Annotated in this window: 18 protein-coding genes; 12 read left to right on the top strand and 6 right to left on the bottom strand. The window is 44.5% G+C overall.

The features are described 5' to 3' along the window. Window positions 1-350: 350 nt before the first annotated feature. Both ACFGVR_RS20650 and ACFGVR_RS20645 read right to left on the bottom strand, forming a co-directional pair. Window positions 351-599 (bottom strand): hypothetical protein, encoded by a 249-nt coding sequence (locus ACFGVR_RS20650; RefSeq protein ID WP_448699412.1) that lies wholly within the window; start codon window positions 597-599, stop codon window positions 351-353. 15 nt (window positions 600-614) lie between these two features. Then, window positions 615-1,313: a DUF3291 domain-containing protein gene (locus ACFGVR_RS20645; RefSeq protein WP_448699411.1), complete on the bottom strand. Its 699-nt coding sequence runs from the start codon at window positions 1,311-1,313 to the stop codon at window positions 615-617. 122 nt (window positions 1,314-1,435) lie between these two features. Between ACFGVR_RS20645 and ACFGVR_RS20640 the strand changes: the two genes are divergently transcribed. The 6 genes from ACFGVR_RS20640 to ACFGVR_RS20615 all read left to right on the top strand — a co-directional run bounded on the left by ACFGVR_RS20640 (window position 1,436) and on the right by ACFGVR_RS20615 (window position 6,079). Beyond that, on the top strand, window positions 1,436-1,912 hold the full coding sequence (locus ACFGVR_RS20640) for a GAF domain-containing protein (RefSeq protein ID WP_448699410.1): 477 nt from the start codon (window positions 1,436-1,438) through the stop codon (window positions 1,910-1,912). Beyond that, window positions 1,912-2,559, top strand: coding sequence for a hypothetical protein (locus ACFGVR_RS20635; RefSeq protein ID WP_448699409.1), 648 nt, complete (start codon window positions 1,912-1,914; stop codon window positions 2,557-2,559). The genes ACFGVR_RS20640 and ACFGVR_RS20635 overlap by 1 nt, the downstream gene beginning before the upstream one ends. Then, window positions 2,556-3,164, top strand: coding sequence for a DNA-3-methyladenine glycosylase (locus ACFGVR_RS20630; RefSeq protein ID WP_448699408.1), 609 nt, complete (start codon window positions 2,556-2,558; stop codon window positions 3,162-3,164). Before ACFGVR_RS20635 ends, ACFGVR_RS20630 begins: the two co-directional genes overlap by 4 nt. A 135-nt stretch (window positions 3,165-3,299) precedes the next feature. Beyond that, window positions 3,300-3,791 carry a pyridoxamine 5'-phosphate oxidase family protein gene (locus tag ACFGVR_RS20625; protein WP_448699407.1) on the top strand — a complete coding sequence of 164 codons (492 nt, stop codon included), beginning with the start codon at window positions 3,300-3,302 and terminating at the stop codon, window positions 3,789-3,791. Between the two features lie 22 nt (window positions 3,792-3,813). Continuing rightward, window positions 3,814-5,100 carry a kynureninase gene (kynU, locus tag ACFGVR_RS20620; RefSeq protein WP_448699406.1) on the top strand — a complete coding sequence of 429 codons (1,287 nt, stop codon included), beginning with the start codon at window positions 3,814-3,816 and terminating at the stop codon, window positions 5,098-5,100. A gap of 76 nt (window positions 5,101-5,176) precedes the next feature. After that, window positions 5,177-6,079, top strand: a complete 903-nt coding sequence (locus tag ACFGVR_RS20615) for a histone deacetylase family protein (protein ID WP_448699405.1) — start codon at window positions 5,177-5,179, stop codon at window positions 6,077-6,079. 59 nt (window positions 6,080-6,138) lie between these two features. Here ACFGVR_RS20615 and ACFGVR_RS20610 read toward each other — a convergent pair whose 3' ends face one another. Then, window positions 6,139-7,500, bottom strand: a complete 1,362-nt coding sequence (locus tag ACFGVR_RS20610; protein ID WP_448699404.1) for an MATE family efflux transporter — start codon at window positions 7,498-7,500, stop codon at window positions 6,139-6,141. 75 nt (window positions 7,501-7,575) lie between these two features. After that, on the bottom strand, window positions 7,576-8,862 hold the full coding sequence (locus ACFGVR_RS20605; RefSeq protein ID WP_448699403.1) for a TCR/Tet family MFS transporter: 1,287 nt from the start codon (window positions 8,860-8,862) through the stop codon (window positions 7,576-7,578). A 137-nt stretch (window positions 8,863-8,999) separates the two neighbouring features. Between ACFGVR_RS20605 and ACFGVR_RS20600 the strand changes: the two genes are divergently transcribed. Beyond that, entirely contained in the window at window positions 9,000-9,311 is a 312-nt protein-coding gene (locus ACFGVR_RS20600) for a hypothetical protein (RefSeq protein WP_448699402.1), read from the top strand. A 5-nt stretch (window positions 9,312-9,316) separates the two neighbouring features. Here the strand turns inward: ACFGVR_RS20600 and ACFGVR_RS20595 are convergent, their stop codons facing one another. After that, window positions 9,317-10,294 (bottom strand): hypothetical protein, encoded by a 978-nt coding sequence (locus tag ACFGVR_RS20595; RefSeq protein ID WP_448699401.1) that lies wholly within the window; start codon window positions 10,292-10,294, stop codon window positions 9,317-9,319. A 259-nt stretch (window positions 10,295-10,553) separates the two neighbouring features. Between ACFGVR_RS20595 and ACFGVR_RS20590 the strand changes: the two genes are divergently transcribed. Both ACFGVR_RS20590 and ACFGVR_RS20585 read left to right on the top strand, forming a co-directional pair. Next, entirely contained in the window at window positions 10,554-11,015 is a 462-nt protein-coding gene (locus ACFGVR_RS20590; RefSeq protein ID WP_448699399.1) for a phage tail protein, read from the top strand. A gap of 26 nt (window positions 11,016-11,041) precedes the next feature. Beyond that, window positions 11,042-11,569 carry a contractile injection system tape measure protein gene (locus ACFGVR_RS20585; RefSeq protein WP_448699397.1) on the top strand — a complete coding sequence of 176 codons (528 nt, stop codon included), beginning with the start codon at window positions 11,042-11,044 and terminating at the stop codon, window positions 11,567-11,569. Here ACFGVR_RS20585 and ACFGVR_RS20580 read toward each other — a convergent pair. Then, window positions 11,566-12,246, bottom strand: coding sequence for a GNAT family N-acetyltransferase (locus tag ACFGVR_RS20580; RefSeq protein WP_448699395.1), 681 nt, complete (start codon window positions 12,244-12,246; stop codon window positions 11,566-11,568). The two genes, ACFGVR_RS20585 and ACFGVR_RS20580, sit on opposite strands and share 4 nt — an antisense overlap. Window positions 12,247-12,482: 236 nt before the next feature. Here ACFGVR_RS20580 and ACFGVR_RS20575 point away from each other — a divergent pair, with 236 nt between their 5' ends. The 3 genes from ACFGVR_RS20575 to ACFGVR_RS20565 all read left to right on the top strand — a co-directional run bounded on the left by ACFGVR_RS20575 (window position 12,483) and on the right by ACFGVR_RS20565 (window position 15,292). After that, the gene (locus tag ACFGVR_RS20575; RefSeq protein WP_448699394.1) at window positions 12,483-13,202 is read left to right on the top strand and encodes a DUF2490 domain-containing protein; all 720 of its coding nucleotides are present in this window, start codon (window positions 12,483-12,485) and stop codon (window positions 13,200-13,202) included. Between the two features lie 110 nt (window positions 13,203-13,312). After that, window positions 13,313-13,909 (top strand): TetR/AcrR family transcriptional regulator, encoded by a 597-nt coding sequence (locus tag ACFGVR_RS20570; RefSeq protein WP_448699393.1) that lies wholly within the window; start codon window positions 13,313-13,315, stop codon window positions 13,907-13,909. 252 nt (window positions 13,910-14,161) lie between these two features. Then, window positions 14,162-15,292, top strand: a complete 1,131-nt coding sequence (locus tag ACFGVR_RS20565) for an efflux RND transporter periplasmic adaptor subunit (RefSeq protein ID WP_448699391.1) — start codon at window positions 14,162-14,164, stop codon at window positions 15,290-15,292. Window positions 15,293-15,328: the final 36 nt, after the last annotated feature.

Raw genomic sequence — 15,328 nt, 5'->3', positions numbered from 1 at the left:
TCGTATACAAATTTGTAAATCTTTGTAAAATCTACAGCAAAAAAATGCCGCTTAATTATTGATTTTTGTATGCGATTTTTATTTGGATTTTCGGAGTTAAATAGATAGCTTGCACAAGCAAAATCGTTCTTTTTAGGGAAAAATTGACATTTTATACTGGCAAAATATAATTTTGTTTTTGAATATAACTTATTGTTATTCAGTTTCTTGTATTTTATTAGTTAAAGTTAGATATTAGATACAGGAAAGCTGCAAAGCGATTACTCTTAATATTGCCAAATAAAATTTTGCTGAGATTTATTTTTTGAATTAACTAATTGATATTTAGTTACTTATGAAGTATATCTCAATTAATAATTGTATCGGTGAAAACTTTCCTTAAAATCCTTGCGCATTTCGGTAAAACGGAGGGCAACTGTTTTCAAAAACGGCTCATCGAGCAATTCAAAAACGCTGTTCACTCCATCGGTCAAATCCATCTCGGGTATCTTGTAGATCTGCTCGAGCGAACCTTGCTCCAGCTTGATAATGAATTTTGAGTTCATGCTCATGATGGTGATCTTAAACTCTGGGTGCGGTAATTCGGCTACTGTTCTCATGGTTAAAAATGGGTGTTATTTGAGGTGTTGTTTCAGCGGGTTTTTACCGTTAATTGTACCCCATGTTTCAAGTGGTTTAAAGCGGGCAAAAAGCTCTTCGCTGTACCAGTTTTCCTGGCGTGTTTTTTTGATCACCTGGGCGTGTTTTTCGTCGCGGTAAGCAAAGTTTTTTACCGCCTCCAAATCCTGCCAGATACTGAAGGTGGCCTGCCGGTAAACCGGCGCTTCGCCAATGCCTACAGAGGTAATATAGCCCGGAGCGTTTGCCATAATTTGAGCTACCTCATCCACATGGCTCCAAAAGTTTTTGAGCCGGTTGAGGCGGATGGTGGCGCGGGTCAGCACAGCTATCGGTCCATTGTAGCCGGTAGTGTTTGGGTTACCAAAAGGCTCCTTGCCATCCCACGTGCCGTGGCTATGCAAAGGTTCGCAAAGTACGGTCCAGCTTTCGCGGCCAAGCAGCCTCCACCACCGCGATACAAATGACGACCGGTGAAATTTGTCGCAACTTTCCCGGTTATCCCAAACGGCTAACAAGCCCCATTGCTGCCAGTCGGGCTGCAGGTCGAAAGTGCCGTTATGTCCGCTGCCTAACAGCTTCCAAAAAGAGCAGCCGTTGGCAAACATCAGCGGTAAGCGGTGCACAGCCATAGCCAGTAAAGCAAAAGGCACAAAAGCTTTTCGGTAACGCACTATGGTGAGGCTGATGATCATGACAGCAACGAAGTAAAAGATTATCAATCAAATTTGGCTGATCTATTTTTCAAGATTACCCGGTGTTGATTATTTTACTTTTACCTGAAACCCTTTGTGCCTGTGTTTTGTATTTTTGTATCATGGCAGAAGATCTAACCATTGTACAATCCGCAAACAAAGCGGAGCAATACCAGTCGCTCATCCCGCAAATTGAAGCTTTGCTTAATGGCGAAACCGACATCGTAGCCAATATGGCTAACGTTTGCGCCGCACTAAAAGAGCAGTTCGGCTGGTTTTGGGTGGGATTTTACCTGGTTAAACAGGATGAATTGGTATTGGGGCCTTTTCAAGGGCCGGTGGCCTGTACGCGTATTGCCAAAGGCCGCGGCGTTTGCGGTACCTCATGGGCCGAAGCCAGAGCATTGATCGTACCCGATGTGGATGCTTTTCCGGGGCATATTGCGTGTTCGTCGCTTTCACGCTCAGAGATCGTTTTACCGGTATTTAAGGGTAACAACGTAGCAGGTGTGCTTGATGTGGATAGTTCTGAACTGAATGAGTTTGACGAAACCGATGCCCAATACCTGGAGCAAATTGTAAAACTGCTTAAATTTTAATGGAGAAGGTTTTTCTGATAGCGGGTATGGGTGCCGATGTGCGCCTGTTTAAAAATCTCGATCTGTCGGGATTTGAAACTGTCGACGTCGCTTTTATTGATCCTGATCCAAAAGATACCATCGCAAGCTATGCTCAAAAACTCATTGCCAAATACCACATCACGCCGCATAGTAACATCATTGGCGTTTCGTTTGGCGGGATGCTTGCTGTGGAGGTAGCCAGGCAGGTCGAAATAAAAAATGTGATCATCATCTCGAGTATCAAGTCGATAAACGAAGCGCCATCTTACTACAAAGTTTTCAGGGTGCTGCCTGTTTACAAACTGATCACCGGTAAATTGATGTTATCGGTGGGTAAATTGCTTAAGCCGTTCTTTTCAAAAAAGATGGGCGGCGAAAGTCATCTGTTCGATTCGATGCTGCGAAATACCTCGCCGGGTTTTTTAAAATGGTCAATGGGAGCCGCCCTGCATTGGGATGGGCAAACTACGCCATTACCTGTTCACCATTTAATTGGCGATGCCGACCTGATCTTCGACTATCGCAGGATCACAAACCCGATCGTTATTCCCGGCGGCGACCATATGATGGTTTTTACCCGGGCAAAAGATCTTAACCCAATTATCCGCAATATCTTAACCCAATGAAACTACCCCTGAGCTTTTATACCCATAACGATGTGTTGAGCACTACCCGCAATTTACTGGGTAAATACTTATTCACCCGTATTGATGGTATAGTTACCGGCGGATATATTGTTGAGGCCGAAGCTTATAATGGCGTGGTTGATAAGGCATCGCATGCGTACGGTGGCAGGTTAACTAACCGTACCCAGGTAATGCACCGGCAAGGCGGTATAGCCTATGTTTACCTGTGTTACGGCATTCACGAAATGTTCAATATCGTTACCTCATCCGAAGGGCAGCCGCATGCCATCCTGGTCCGCGCCATCGAACCGACAAACGGGATCAAAGAAATTGAGCTGCGCCGCAACATGCCCGTATCCAAACCGGCAATTACCTCGGGGCCCGGCTCTGTAGCCAAAGCTTTAGGCATTTCGCGCAAAATAAACGGCTTTGATCTGCAGGGCGATGTGATCTGGATCGAAGACAGAGGTTTAACCTTTGGTGATGATGAGATCGTTGCCGCGCCCCGCGTAGGAGTAGATTATGCCGCCGAAGACGCCTTGCTGCCTTACCGGCTCTACGTTCGCGGCAATAAGTATGTGAGCAGGCCGCTTAAAGGAGCCTGATAAATAACTCCTCTGTGAATCTCTGTGTGCTTTAAACTCTGTGCGCCCTGTGGTTAATTATTCAACTGTTAAATATTAGCCTGTTGTATAAACCAAAACCGTTCCTGTTGGTTATGCTGATATAACTTCAAACCAATGAGCAAGAAAGAAGAGCATGTCCACTTTTTAAAGGGAAAGGTCGACAATATCCGCACAGCCATGCTAACCACCTTTACCAAAGCAAGAGGATTCCATTGCCGGCCAATGGGCACTGCCGAAATTGATAAAAATGGCGATATCTGGTTTTTCACCAACGAGTATTCGGCGAAAGCCAAAGAAGTATCCCAGGATAATAAGGTTAATGTTACCTATTCGGATAGTGGTACCAATACCTACCTTAGTATCAAGGGACACGCGCATTTAATTGAGGATAAAGAGAAAATGAAAGCACTGTGGACGCCTTTTATCCAGGCTTTCTTTCCGGATGGTTTAGATGATCCTAAGTTGATCCTGCTCAAAATTGAAACCTCCGACCTGGAATACTGGGATAGCAGTTCAAGCAAAATTGTAGTGTTGTTTAATATGCTCAAAGCTAATTTATTAGGTAAGCAATATGATGAAGGCGAGCATGGTAAAGTAAAACTGTAAGTATTTTGCGTAATTTTAGTGTGTGAATTATCAGAACACTTTAGAGTTTGCCCTTGAGTTAGACACTCAGGATCCGCTTGCACGCTTCCGCGATCATTTTATCATCCCGCAGCATAACGGGCAGGATATGATCTATTTATGCGGAAATTCCCTTGGTTTGCAGCCAAAAGCCACATCCGGAGTGATCGGGCAGCAATTGAACAACTGGAGCAAATACGCTGTTGAGGGTTGGTTTGACGGCGATACCCCGTGGATGTTTTACCACAAGCAGCTCACCAATTCGCTTGCCGGCATAGTTGGTGCGTTACCCGCCGAGGTAGTAGCCATGAATACGCTTACAGTAAACCTTCATTTTTTGCTCGTAAGTTTTTATAAGCCAACTGGTAAACGGTTTAAAATAATTATGGAAGGCGGCGCTTTCCCGTCCGACCAATACGCCGTGGAAAGCCAGGTGCGTTTTCACGGGTACGACCCCAAAGAGGCCATTATCGAAGTATTTCCGCGCGAGGGTGAAGACACTTTACGGACGGAAGATATCCTGCAAAAGATAAACCGACACGGCGATGAACTGGCTTTGGTGTTGTTTGGCGGCATTAATTACTACACTGGCCAGTTTTATCATCTGGAAGCTATTACCAAAGCAGGGCATGCGGCAGGAGCCTTTGTCGGTTTCGATCTGGCACATGCTGCCGGTAATGTACCTTTGCAACTGCATAACTGGAATGTCGACTTTGCCTGCTGGTGTTCGTACAAATATATCAACTCCAGTCCGGGTGGTATCAGCGGGGCTTTCATCCACGAAAAGCATTTCGGCAATACCGAACTCAACCGATTTGCAGGCTGGTGGGGATACAGGGAGGATAAGCGTTTTGAAATGAAGCCCGGTTTTAAGCCCCAGGAAGGCGCTGAGGGTTGGCAGGTGAGTTGTGCTCCGGTTTTATTGATGGCGGCGCATAGAGCGGCTCTAAATGCGTTTGACGAAGCGGGTGGTGTTATTCCCTTACGGGATAAGAGTATAACGCTTACCGGCTATCTCGAATTCCTGATCGGCCAGATCAACCAGCAGCAAGGCAAAGAGCCGTTTAAGATCATCACACCAAAAAATCCTGGTGAGCGCGGAGCGCAGTTGTCCATCATTTGCGATAACGGCAAAGCTATTTTTGATTACCTGGTGAGCAAAGGCGTACTGGGCGACTGGCGCGAACCTGATGTGATCCGCTTGAGCCCGGTACCTTTATATAATTCATTTAAAGATGTTTATATGGCTGCAAAAATATTAAGTGAAGCTATTGGGGAGGTGTCATGGTGAGCCTGTCGAACCACAGCGCGGTGGGCTGCCCGCCATCCTTCGATAAACTCAGGATGACAGCGATACTTTGGTTCCTATGCTAAAAATCGCCTATCACCCCTTATACGCCCACCCCTTACCCGAAGGCCACCGCTTCCCAATGCTGAAGTATGAACTGATACCGCAGCAGTTACTGCACCAGGGTATCATCACGCAGGACAATCTTTTCGCGCCCGATATGGCAGATGAAGCCACCATCCTGTTAACGCACAGCGAAGATTACTGGCACCACCTGCGCGATCTGACATTGCCCGCCGCTATGGAAAGGCGCATCGGTTTACCCTTATCGGCGAGGTTGGTTGAACGTTCCAGGCGAATTTCGGGAGGTACCATTGGTGCTTGCCATTATGCTTTTGAGCATGGTGTAGCTTTTAACGCCGCGGGCGGTACGCACCATGCCGGTACCAATTGGGGCGAAGGTTTTTGTTTGCTCAATGATCAGGCGGTAGCCGCTAATTACTTGTTATCAAATAATTTAGTTTCGAACATCTTAATTGTTGATTTAGATGTGCACCAGGGCAACGGCACTGCGCAGATATTTGAAAACGAGTCGCGGGTATTTACCTTTTCCGTGCATGGCGCCAATAATTTCCCGTTCCGTAAAGAGCGGTCGGACCTGGATATCCCTTTGCCCGATCATATCGGTGATGACGAATACCTTGATATTTTGCACAACACACTACCCAAAGTCATCGCGCAGCAAAAGCCTGATTTTATATTTTACCTTGCGGGAGTTGACATTCTAAAAACCGACAGATTAGGCAAATTTGATCTGACTAAAGAAGCCTGTAAAGCCCGCGATAGCTTTGTGTTTGAGCAATGCAAATCAAATAACATCCCCGTGCAGGTAAGCATGGGCGGCGGTTATTCGCCCGATATCAAAGACATTGTGGAAGCGCATTGCAATACGTTCGGGGTGGCGGTTGACCTGTACTTCTGAAAGATGGAAAATGGATGAGGTAAGATGGAAGATGTAAAAAAGGAATTCCATCTTACCTCTTACATAGATGACTCGTGTTTTTTACTGATAAACTGAAACCGCACAAACTGCAATATCGACGATACCATCAACCCCAAAACCAGTCCGTACCAAACGCCTACAGCACCCAGCTGAAGATGTATCCCGCAAAGGTAACCTATGGGCAAGCCTACTATCCAGTAAGCAAAAAAGGTAAATGCAGTAGGGTATTTCACATCGCCCATACCGCGTAAAATGCCCAGGCCAACAACCTGTGTACCGTCAAACAACTGGAAAAACGCGGTTAGTATAAGTAGCTGTGCTGCAAAGCCTATTACCGCTTCATCTGTGGTAAACAGGTAGGGCAAAACGTGGTTGCCCAGGGTAAACATAATTGCCGTTGCAGACATGAGTACCAAAACCAGGTGATAGCTGGAGATAGCCGATTGCCGCAGCAACGTAAAGTTTTTAACGCCAAAATTATTACCCGATTTTATGGTGGCTGCTGCGGATATACCGGTCGCCATCATATAGGTAAATGATGCCAGTGTAATGGCAACCTGGTGCGCTGCCTGTTGTACCGGGCTTATGGCACCGATAACAAAATTAGCCCCAACAAACGCTCCGGCTTCGAACGCGTACTGCATACCAACCGGGGCGCCAATTTTTAGCAGCGTCCAGCTACGGGCGCGGTCAATACTTTTCAGTGCAAAATCGTGCAGGTATTTTTTAAACCTTGTGGCACGTAAAACATAAATGGCCATTACTGATGCCATCAGGCACCGGTCTATCAGTGTACTATAACCTACGCCGCATATGCCCTGTGGATGGATACCGAACAGCCCCTTAACAAAGGTTATGCCCAGGCAAATGTTTAATATATTGCCCCAGATAGATATTTTCATGGCTTGCTTGGTAAAACCCAGGCCTTCGGCAAACTGCTTGAAAGTTAAAAACACCATCAGCGGAATGATGGATACACCCAGCAGGATCAACAAAGGTTTAGCTTCCTTTACCACTTCGGCCGATTTTTGATCCAGGTGGTCGAGCAAAAAAGCCGAACCGAAATAGACCACCACAAAAAGCACAAGTCCACAAATAACATTGATGAGCAGGCTATTGATGAGCAAACGCCCGCATTCGTTATAATTTCCCTGCGAATCTTCCTGCGCTATGAGGGGAGTTATGGCATAGGATATACCCAGGCCCAATACCAGTATCAGGATAAAAACACTGCTCGCCAGCGATACGGCTGCTAATGCAATAGTGCCTACCCAATGCCCCACGATCATGCTATCGCTCATTTGCACCATCATGTGCCCTGCCTGCGATATCATTACCGGGATGGCCAGTTTTAAGTTATCGCGATAATGGGGTTTATATTTGGCGTAAAGTTGCTTCATGTAAAGAAGGTTTTCCGTCCTTAGTCACATACAGGCAAATATCCTTACAACTAACGCGGCCCGCGAAATTACAAATTACGCGGTTGGTATTTGATCCCCGTTTTCCACAGCTGTGCTTTCCACCTTAACCCCATTCCGCTTGTTTTCCTTTTTAAAGTTAAGTGATGCCAATATGGTACTCAGCAGCATGAATACGGCGCCAAGCATAAAATGTGCACCGGGGAAATGGAACGGCGCCTGTTTAGAGGTAAAAAAAGCAAATATGCTGGTCATTATCCACGGACCGAAGATGGAGGTAACACTCATTAAGCCGGTTAACGCCCCTTGTAGTTCGCCCTGCTCATTGGCAGGTACTTCGGATGTGATGATACTTTGCAAAGATGGCCCGGCAATCCCGCCAAGGCAATAGGGTATCAAAAATACAAACATCATCCACCCCTGTGTGGCAAATGAAAAGCACACCAGACCAAGGGTATAAAGTAACAGGCCGAGTATTACACTGCGCTGATTACCAAGTTTAGGCACTACTATGCGGGTAAGTCCGCCCTGTACTGCGCCAATAAGCAAACCAACAAATGCCAGCGAGTAGCCTACCATTTTTTTGCTCCAGTTAAAGTTATACTCGGTAAAAAAATTCCAAACGCTTTGTACCGAGTGTGCCGCAAGATAAATTAATACGAACGAACCAACCAGGCCAAGTACCGAAGGATATTTGGCCAGGTGCTTTAACGAACCAACAGGGTTGGCACGTTTAATATCAAAAGGGCGGCGCTTGTCGGCCGGTAAAGATTCGGGCAGGATAAAAAACCCATACAGGGCATTGGCCAAGGCAAGGCCCGAAGCTGCCAAAAAAGGCAGGCGCAAACTAATATCGCCTAAAATGCCGCCGATAGATGGGCCGATGATGAAACCCAAACCAAATGCTGCACCTACCATGCCGAAGTTTTTTGCACGGTTCTCTTCGGTGCTGATATCGGCAATGTAAGCTGCAGCTGTAGTAAAGCTGGCGCCGGTTATCCCGGCTATAATACGGCCTAAAAATAACCACCAGATAGTAGGTGCAAATGCCAGGAAGCAATAATCGATACTAAAACCTAATAAAGAGGCAAGCAGCACCGGCCTGCGGCCAAACTTATCGCTCAGGTTGCCGATGACCGGGGCAAAAACGAACTGCATCAACGAGTAAGCTACGGTTAAGTAACCGCCATAGCGGGCGGCCATGCTCAAATCACCGTGCAGCAATTTCCGGATCAGGTCGGGCAGCACCGGCATGATGATACCAAAGCCAGTGATGTCGATAAGCAGTGTAATAAAGATAAACCACAACGCGGCCTGCGCCTTCGGTTTTACGATTGGTTCCATAGTGATGCAAAATAGAAAATTATGGCGATGTACAATTAAATTTATTTAAATGTTTAATTTAGATTAACGTAGGTATTAGTTAGTTACATGGAAAATGCCGAAATACCACGAGCGAAAAGATCGGGTTTTATGACGCGGTGATCGCATCGAATCCGGATGCGGTACGCAAAGGAGATACCATGCCATGTACAACGTTAAACGGCAATATGTACAGCTATTTTACTAAGGACGATTATGTTGCTTTGCGGTTGCCCGAGGCCGAAAGATTAAAGTTTATTGAACAATATCAAACTACCTTGGTACAGCAATACGGTATTGTACAAAAAGAATATGTGCGTGTTACGGATGATCTTCTGCAAAACACTGAAGAGTTTAAATACTGGTTCGGGCTTAGTTATGTTTATGCAAGTTCGTTAAAGGCCAAGCCATCTGCCAAAAGCAAAAAATAGTCCCACTATAAAGTATGGGCATGGTGCCGCTTTTGCAGATCGAACGAAACGCCGTAAGCAACACCAACAGCCACATAAGCATAACTATCCTGAAAATAAATGTTATAGTCATCCTGCCCGCGATAACCGGCTCCTATAGTAAAAGCCACATTTTCCATAAAGCCAAACTGGTAATAGTATTTTAACGAGATGTTGAGCCGCTTTTGCAGATCAGTTATCTGATAATTATAATCCTTATCCAAAATATAAGTGAACTGGGCTTGCAGGCGCTGATGGGTTTGGTATAGATCGGATGTGTTGTGCTTATCGCGCAGCAGATCATACATCCAGCTACCGTTGGCGCGCACAAAACCGTATTTGCCGGTAAGCTGTTCGGAGAAGCCGGTATTAAATAACCCCGTGTGCAGTTCAATACCAATAAAACTGTATTGGCTGCGCGAAACGGTGTCGTTAACCTTACGTTTTCCCCGGTAATAATTAAGTGAGTAAAAATTGGTGGTAAATTTACCGTCTTCCCGGTTAAAATTACCCATGGCATCAAGCGTGGGCCCTTCCTGCCCGTTGGAGTGGTGCGAGTAAGCGATCGAAAAGAACTGAGGACGATCGGTATCATGACTAAACCTGAAAAATAAGGTACCGCCAGGCATATAACTTGGCGATTTTACAGGCGAATGGTAACCCGACAGCAACCGCAGCTTAACACGCGGACTAAACAGGAAAAAGAAACGTGAGTTTTTACTGTTAAAAAGTACCACGTTCGGATTAATATCAGCTACAAGCAGGGTTTTTATAGGATTGCCATATTCGTTACCAAAAAAGCCCGGGGCAATGTTTTGCCGGTAAATACCATTGTAGGTTAAATTTTCACGTTGCTTTTGTGTCGTATCCGCTATAGCGGGATTACCCGCAAAGCTATGATCTGTTAATATGATTAAACCAAACAGGGCGACAAAGAAGAATAGTTTTTGATAACGAACGCGCATAGTGGAGCTGTGTTTGGGGTACAAACGACATTAACGTCAGCTTGGTTTTATTTGCGCCGTAAAACCGGGATAACAGTTTGTTGAAGTGCGATTTTTTAGCATAAAATATGATATTGCCCCGGTATTAACAGGTATGCATTGTTGTTTTTTATTTATATCTCCGGATAGTTTTAATATAAAAACCTTATATTTCCTCATTCAACTTTATATCAGGCCAATTATTGATATAAAAATTTAAACTAACCTAAGACTGATTTTAATGGCAAACAGTGATAAGCCGGATGTAACATGGCCAGGTCCCTATTTTATGTTTATGGTCGACTTTGGCACGGCAATCACTGACGTGCCCTTTCAGCATGTATCAGGTTTTGACTCTGAAACACAGCCGCCGGAATACCGCACCCATAATACTCCACAGCTTGCAACTGTAAAAATGCCTGCAATGGCCGGGATGGGTATAGTAACGCTTAAACGGGGTATCTTTGTCAATAACGATATTTTTGGGAACTGGGTCGCCCAGATCAGAATGAATACCGTCCCCAAAACAACTGTGGTGATTAAACTTTTAAACGACGCCAAAGCAGTAACTATGCAATGGACGTTAAATAATGCCCGGCCAGTGAAAATTACAGACACAGATATGAAAGCAGCTGGAAATGAAGTGGCGGTTGAAACTATTGAAATTGCTTACGAGCAATTGGTGATATCAAACGGAAAGTAACCGTATTATAGAATAAACAAAAAGTTATGGCAAAACAACCCATCAGCAAGGCGGCTGTTTCAGCAAAAAATGCTGGGATGGTATTATTGAATAATTACATCCCTTATTTGTTTGAGCGGCTTGGCGTTGTTAGCGGTGGGAGCTTTACAGACGAAGAAGCACAATTGAACGCTGTGCATTACCTGCAATATGTTATTACCGGCCAGAGCTATACTGCAGGTTCATTTTTAATGCTCAATAAAGTACTCTGCAGTTTACCCTTATCACACCCGGTGCCCGAGGGAATATTGGTTTTAGATAAACAAAAGCAGCTGGTAGAAAGCATGATCAACGCCATGATTAGCCATTGGCCGGCAATAGGTGCAAGCTCGGTTGAAGGTTTCAGGGGCAACTGGCTGGTGCGCGATGGTTTACTATCTGAACATGACGATAAATGGGAACTTATAGTTCATCACCGGTCATATGATATATTGCTCCATCAATCGCCTTTTATGTTTTCTTTGATCAAATACCCGTGGATGGCCAAACCCTTGCAGGTTACCTGGCCGTATTAGGCTTTCTCGATCAGGTTAAAGTGTATCTTCTGGTTAATGTAAAAACCCAATCTTTCGTAAAGCCTGATAGCTGTATCGTTATCATTGCGTACATGCAAAAAAGGAATGCATAACTGTGCTTCGATTTGGCGTATCTGGCTCCTGATCAGCTGACCGGCATAACCATTGCCATGATGATCTGGATGGGTACAAACAGCGCTAACCTCAATATAGGGGCGGGGTTGGGTGCGCTGGCCTGCCATGGCCGCTAACTCGGCGTCAACAAAAATTCCTTCGTAATTACCAAATTCAATAGTGCGTTCGGCAAATGGGCCGGGGTTGGTTAATTTGGTTAAAGCCAGCATACCGGGCACATGTTGTTTTTGCAAAGAGATAAATTGCGGGTTTTCAATAACAGGAGATAGGGTCCCGTTAAACACCATCTGCAAAATTTCAATATGTCTTACCAGTTTCCACTGCGGTGGGATGTTCACCTCAAAGGCGGTAACCGTTGCCAGTGTACGGTCTTCATTTATCTTTTGGTGAAGCGTATCAAAGTCAGCCTGCGAATAATCTTTCATACCGATGAGCGGCGATACTTCTTTATCAAAGTATTTTACCTCATCGGTACCATTGGCTAAATGGCTGTTGCCGGATATTAAACCATTCCATACAGGATTTTCAAGCAGATGTAACATAAATAGGTTGAGTAGTTATCGGCCAAATTTATCAATACTTATCAAGATCAGGATACGGCCAATGTCATGGCTGGGTTAAGATACCTGTCTGTTGATGAACTCAGGCGGCCGTTACATTTGATAAATAATTCGCCATTATTCATAATTAGTTTCTAACATCAAATTTTGTTTATTCACAAAATTAAATTAATGCTTGAGAGAGCTATATATTTGCTTTTTCTTAACATTAATTTAACGTGAATAAATATTTTCTTATCCTGTTACTAGTATTTGTTACCCCGGTTGTCCATGCACAAAACTCAAAAGTTGGCACCTGGGGAATAACCACATTAGTGTTACCCGGCGATAGCAGTCACAAATGGGGTGGCTATAGCGAGTTCCAGGTGCGTACCAATGGTGTGTTTAGCCAGTTTATGTACGATGAAATAAAAGCAGGCGTCAGCTACGATATTGATAAAGATTTTACCGCTTTAATAGGCACCGGCCGATACACCACATTTGATTATCAAAACGTAGGAGCAGGGCCAACCACCACCGAAAACCGTTTATGGGAGCAAATCACAACCAACCAGTTTTTATATCGGTTAAAGCTCGAGCATCGTTACCGTGTGGAGCAGCGTTGGGTAAACAGTGTTTATCGTAACCGTTTCAGGTACCGGATAAACGTATTTGTGCCGTTTAACCATACTAAGATAATAGCCAAAACCTGGTTCCTGTCTGTTTTTGATGAAGTGTTTTTAAATAACCAGGTACCTAATTTTGAGCGCAACCGGGTGTCGGCGGCCCTGGGTTACCAATTCGATAAATCGTGGATATTCCAGGCGGGATGGATCAATCAATACAATTATACCCCCGATGCTGCCAACAACAAAAATAACCTGATGCTGATCTTAATGTACCGCATTCAGCGTAAAAATGCCGTGCAGCGCGAGCATCTGCCAACCACAAGCGATTAACCGCTTATTTACGATAGATTTCAGAATTTGACACTCTGATGTTATAAACTTAATACTAAACGATTTACCTTTGCTTAACAGTGTTAAGTAATTTAATACCTGTAAACAAAATGGCAAGTAAAGAAAGAATACAACGTTTAAAGGACGAAAACAGGATCAATATCCTGGATGCGGCTCTTCAAATTGTTAAGGAAGAAGGATGGCAGGCTTTAAGCATGCGCAAAATTGCCGATGTAATTGAATACACCGCGCCGGTTATTTACGAATACTTTGAAAACAAGGAGGCTTTAATTTTAGAGCTTACGCGAAAAGGGTTTTTAATACTGGCCAGGCAAATGGCCGAAGCGAAAGAGGCGCACAAGGTTCCGGCTCATCAGCTCGAAGCCATGTGGTTAGCCTATTGGAACTTCGCTTTTGCCGAAAAAGAGCTTTATCAGGTAATGTTTGGCGTTGGCGCCAATTGTTGCGAGATAGCAAAGATACTACCAGAGGCTGAACAATACTCTGATCTGGTGTATGATGTAATTGAAAAAATGATGCCTGCAAGCGCTACCGAAGATGAGGTATGCATTAAATACTACACCTTTTGGTCGGTAATACACGGGTTGATCTCCATCAACCTGGTTAACAAAGGACGGTCGGAAGAAATGAACGACCAGGTTTTAAAGATCGCAATCAGCGGTATCATCAGGTCGATATACGACTAATTTTTTTATAACAATTTTAATGTTGTTAATTTATTTAACAGTGTTAAGTAATCTTTATCTCTAATTAAAAAACGTATGTAAAAACGCTACGCTTCTCTCTAAAATTTAACACCGTTAAATAATTTAATAACGTTAAGTAAGTAATAATTTAACACACAAATCACCCGAATCGTCAAACTCTTAATACAATCAGCTATGGAAAAACAAACTGCAACGTCCCGATCGAACACTTTTACATTCAATAAATTAATCATGAAAACACCCATCTTAATCATTATAGCATTATTTGTTTATGGTTGCGCCAGTAATCCCGCACCAGCAGGAGCGCCACCAGCACCATCACTGCCGGTAGCGCAGATCGCTTCCGGCAACCAAACCACTTACCAGGATTATCCGGCGTCGATAGAAGGCACGGTAAACGTAGAGATTCGCCCACAGGTTGACGGTACCTTAGATAAGGTATTTGTTGACGAAGGTGCTTACGTTAGCCAGGGCCAGCCCTTATTTAAAATTAACGATCAACCTTACCGCGAACAGTTAAACAACGCCATTGCCAGTCTGCACGCCGCCGAAGGCAATGTATTGAACGCCCAGTTAGAGATCGACAAACTAACCCCCCTGGTACAAAACAAGGTAGTATCCGATTTTCAACTGAAAACTGCTAAAGCCGCTTTTAAAGTAGCAACCGCCAATGTTGAGCAGGCTAAGGCTGCCGTTGCTTCAGCGCAAATCAACGTTGGTTACACCACCATCAAAGCTCCCGTAAACGGCTATATAGGTCGCCTGGCTAAAAAGCAAGGCAGCCTGGTATCACATACCGACGCCCAGGCTTTAACCGACTTGTCCGACGTGCACGAGGTACATGTTTACTTTGCTTTAGGCGAAGCAGACTTTATCAACTTTAAAGCGCAGTATCCTGGTACTACTTTGCAGGATAAACTAAAAAATCTGCCATCGGTTAGTTTGCTTTTAGCCGACAACAGCACTTATCCCCGCGAAGGAAAAATTGACATGATCGACGGCCAGTTTGATAAAAATACCGGCGCCATTACCGTAAGGGCAAGCTTCCCCAATACACAAGGCTTGTTGCGTTCGGGTAATACGGGTAAGGTTAGGTTGAGCCTTAACCATGCTAATGCTATCATTGTTCCCGAGTCGGCAACTATCGAAATGCAGGACAAAATATTTGTTTACGCTGTTAACGACAGTAACAAAGTAAGCAAGCAAGCCATCAATGTTATGGGCAAAAACGGCAGCAACTACCTGGTTAAAGACGGTGTTAAGGCCGGAGATCGTATTGTGATCAGCGGCGTTGATCACCTGCAGGAAGGTGAGGTTATTAAGCCCACAACACCCGCACCTGCAGTTGCTGCATTAAAATAATCAGAGTTAGAAAAAGAATCAAGAATTAAGAATCAA

It is taken from the genome of Mucilaginibacter aureus, assembly GCF_053514885.1.
This window is presented reverse-complemented; position numbering and strand designations above follow the sequence as displayed.

Bases quoted from the DNA above. Each gene is read 5' to 3' on its own strand.
- ACFGVR_RS20650 (WP_448699412.1), bottom strand. From the start codon at position 599: ATGAGAACAGTAGCCGAATTACCGCACCCAGAGTTTAAGATCACCATC.
- ACFGVR_RS20645 (WP_448699411.1), bottom strand. From the start codon at position 1,313: ATGATCATCAGCCTCACCATAGTGCGTTACCGAAAAGCTTTTGTGCCT.
- ACFGVR_RS20640 (WP_448699410.1), top strand. From the start codon at position 1,436: ATGGCAGAAGATCTAACCATTGTACAATCCGCAAACAAAGCGGAGCAA.
- ACFGVR_RS20635 (WP_448699409.1), top strand. From the start codon at position 1,912: ATGGAGAAGGTTTTTCTGATAGCGGGTATGGGTGCCGATGTGCGCCTG.
- ACFGVR_RS20630 (WP_448699408.1), top strand. From the start codon at position 2,556: ATGAAACTACCCCTGAGCTTTTATACCCATAACGATGTGTTGAGCACT.
- ACFGVR_RS20625 (WP_448699407.1), top strand. From the start codon at position 3,300: ATGAGCAAGAAAGAAGAGCATGTCCACTTTTTAAAGGGAAAGGTCGAC.
- ACFGVR_RS20615 (WP_448699405.1), top strand. From the start codon at position 5,177: ATGCTAAAAATCGCCTATCACCCCTTATACGCCCACCCCTTACCCGAA.
- ACFGVR_RS20610 (WP_448699404.1), bottom strand. From the start codon at position 7,500: ATGAAGCAACTTTACGCCAAATATAAACCCCATTATCGCGATAACTTA.
- ACFGVR_RS20605 (WP_448699403.1), bottom strand. From the start codon at position 8,862: ATGGAACCAATCGTAAAACCGAAGGCGCAGGCCGCGTTGTGGTTTATC.
- ACFGVR_RS20595 (WP_448699401.1), bottom strand. From the start codon at position 10,294: ATGCGCGTTCGTTATCAAAAACTATTCTTCTTTGTCGCCCTGTTTGGT.
- ACFGVR_RS20590 (WP_448699399.1), top strand. From the start codon at position 10,554: ATGGCAAACAGTGATAAGCCGGATGTAACATGGCCAGGTCCCTATTTT.
- ACFGVR_RS20585 (WP_448699397.1), top strand. From the start codon at position 11,042: ATGGCAAAACAACCCATCAGCAAGGCGGCTGTTTCAGCAAAAAATGCT.
- ACFGVR_RS20580 (WP_448699395.1), bottom strand. From the start codon at position 12,246: ATGTTACATCTGCTTGAAAATCCTGTATGGAATGGTTTAATATCCGGC.
- ACFGVR_RS20570 (WP_448699393.1), top strand. From the start codon at position 13,313: ATGGCAAGTAAAGAAAGAATACAACGTTTAAAGGACGAAAACAGGATC.
- ACFGVR_RS20565 (WP_448699391.1), top strand. From the start codon at position 14,162: ATGAAAACACCCATCTTAATCATTATAGCATTATTTGTTTATGGTTGC.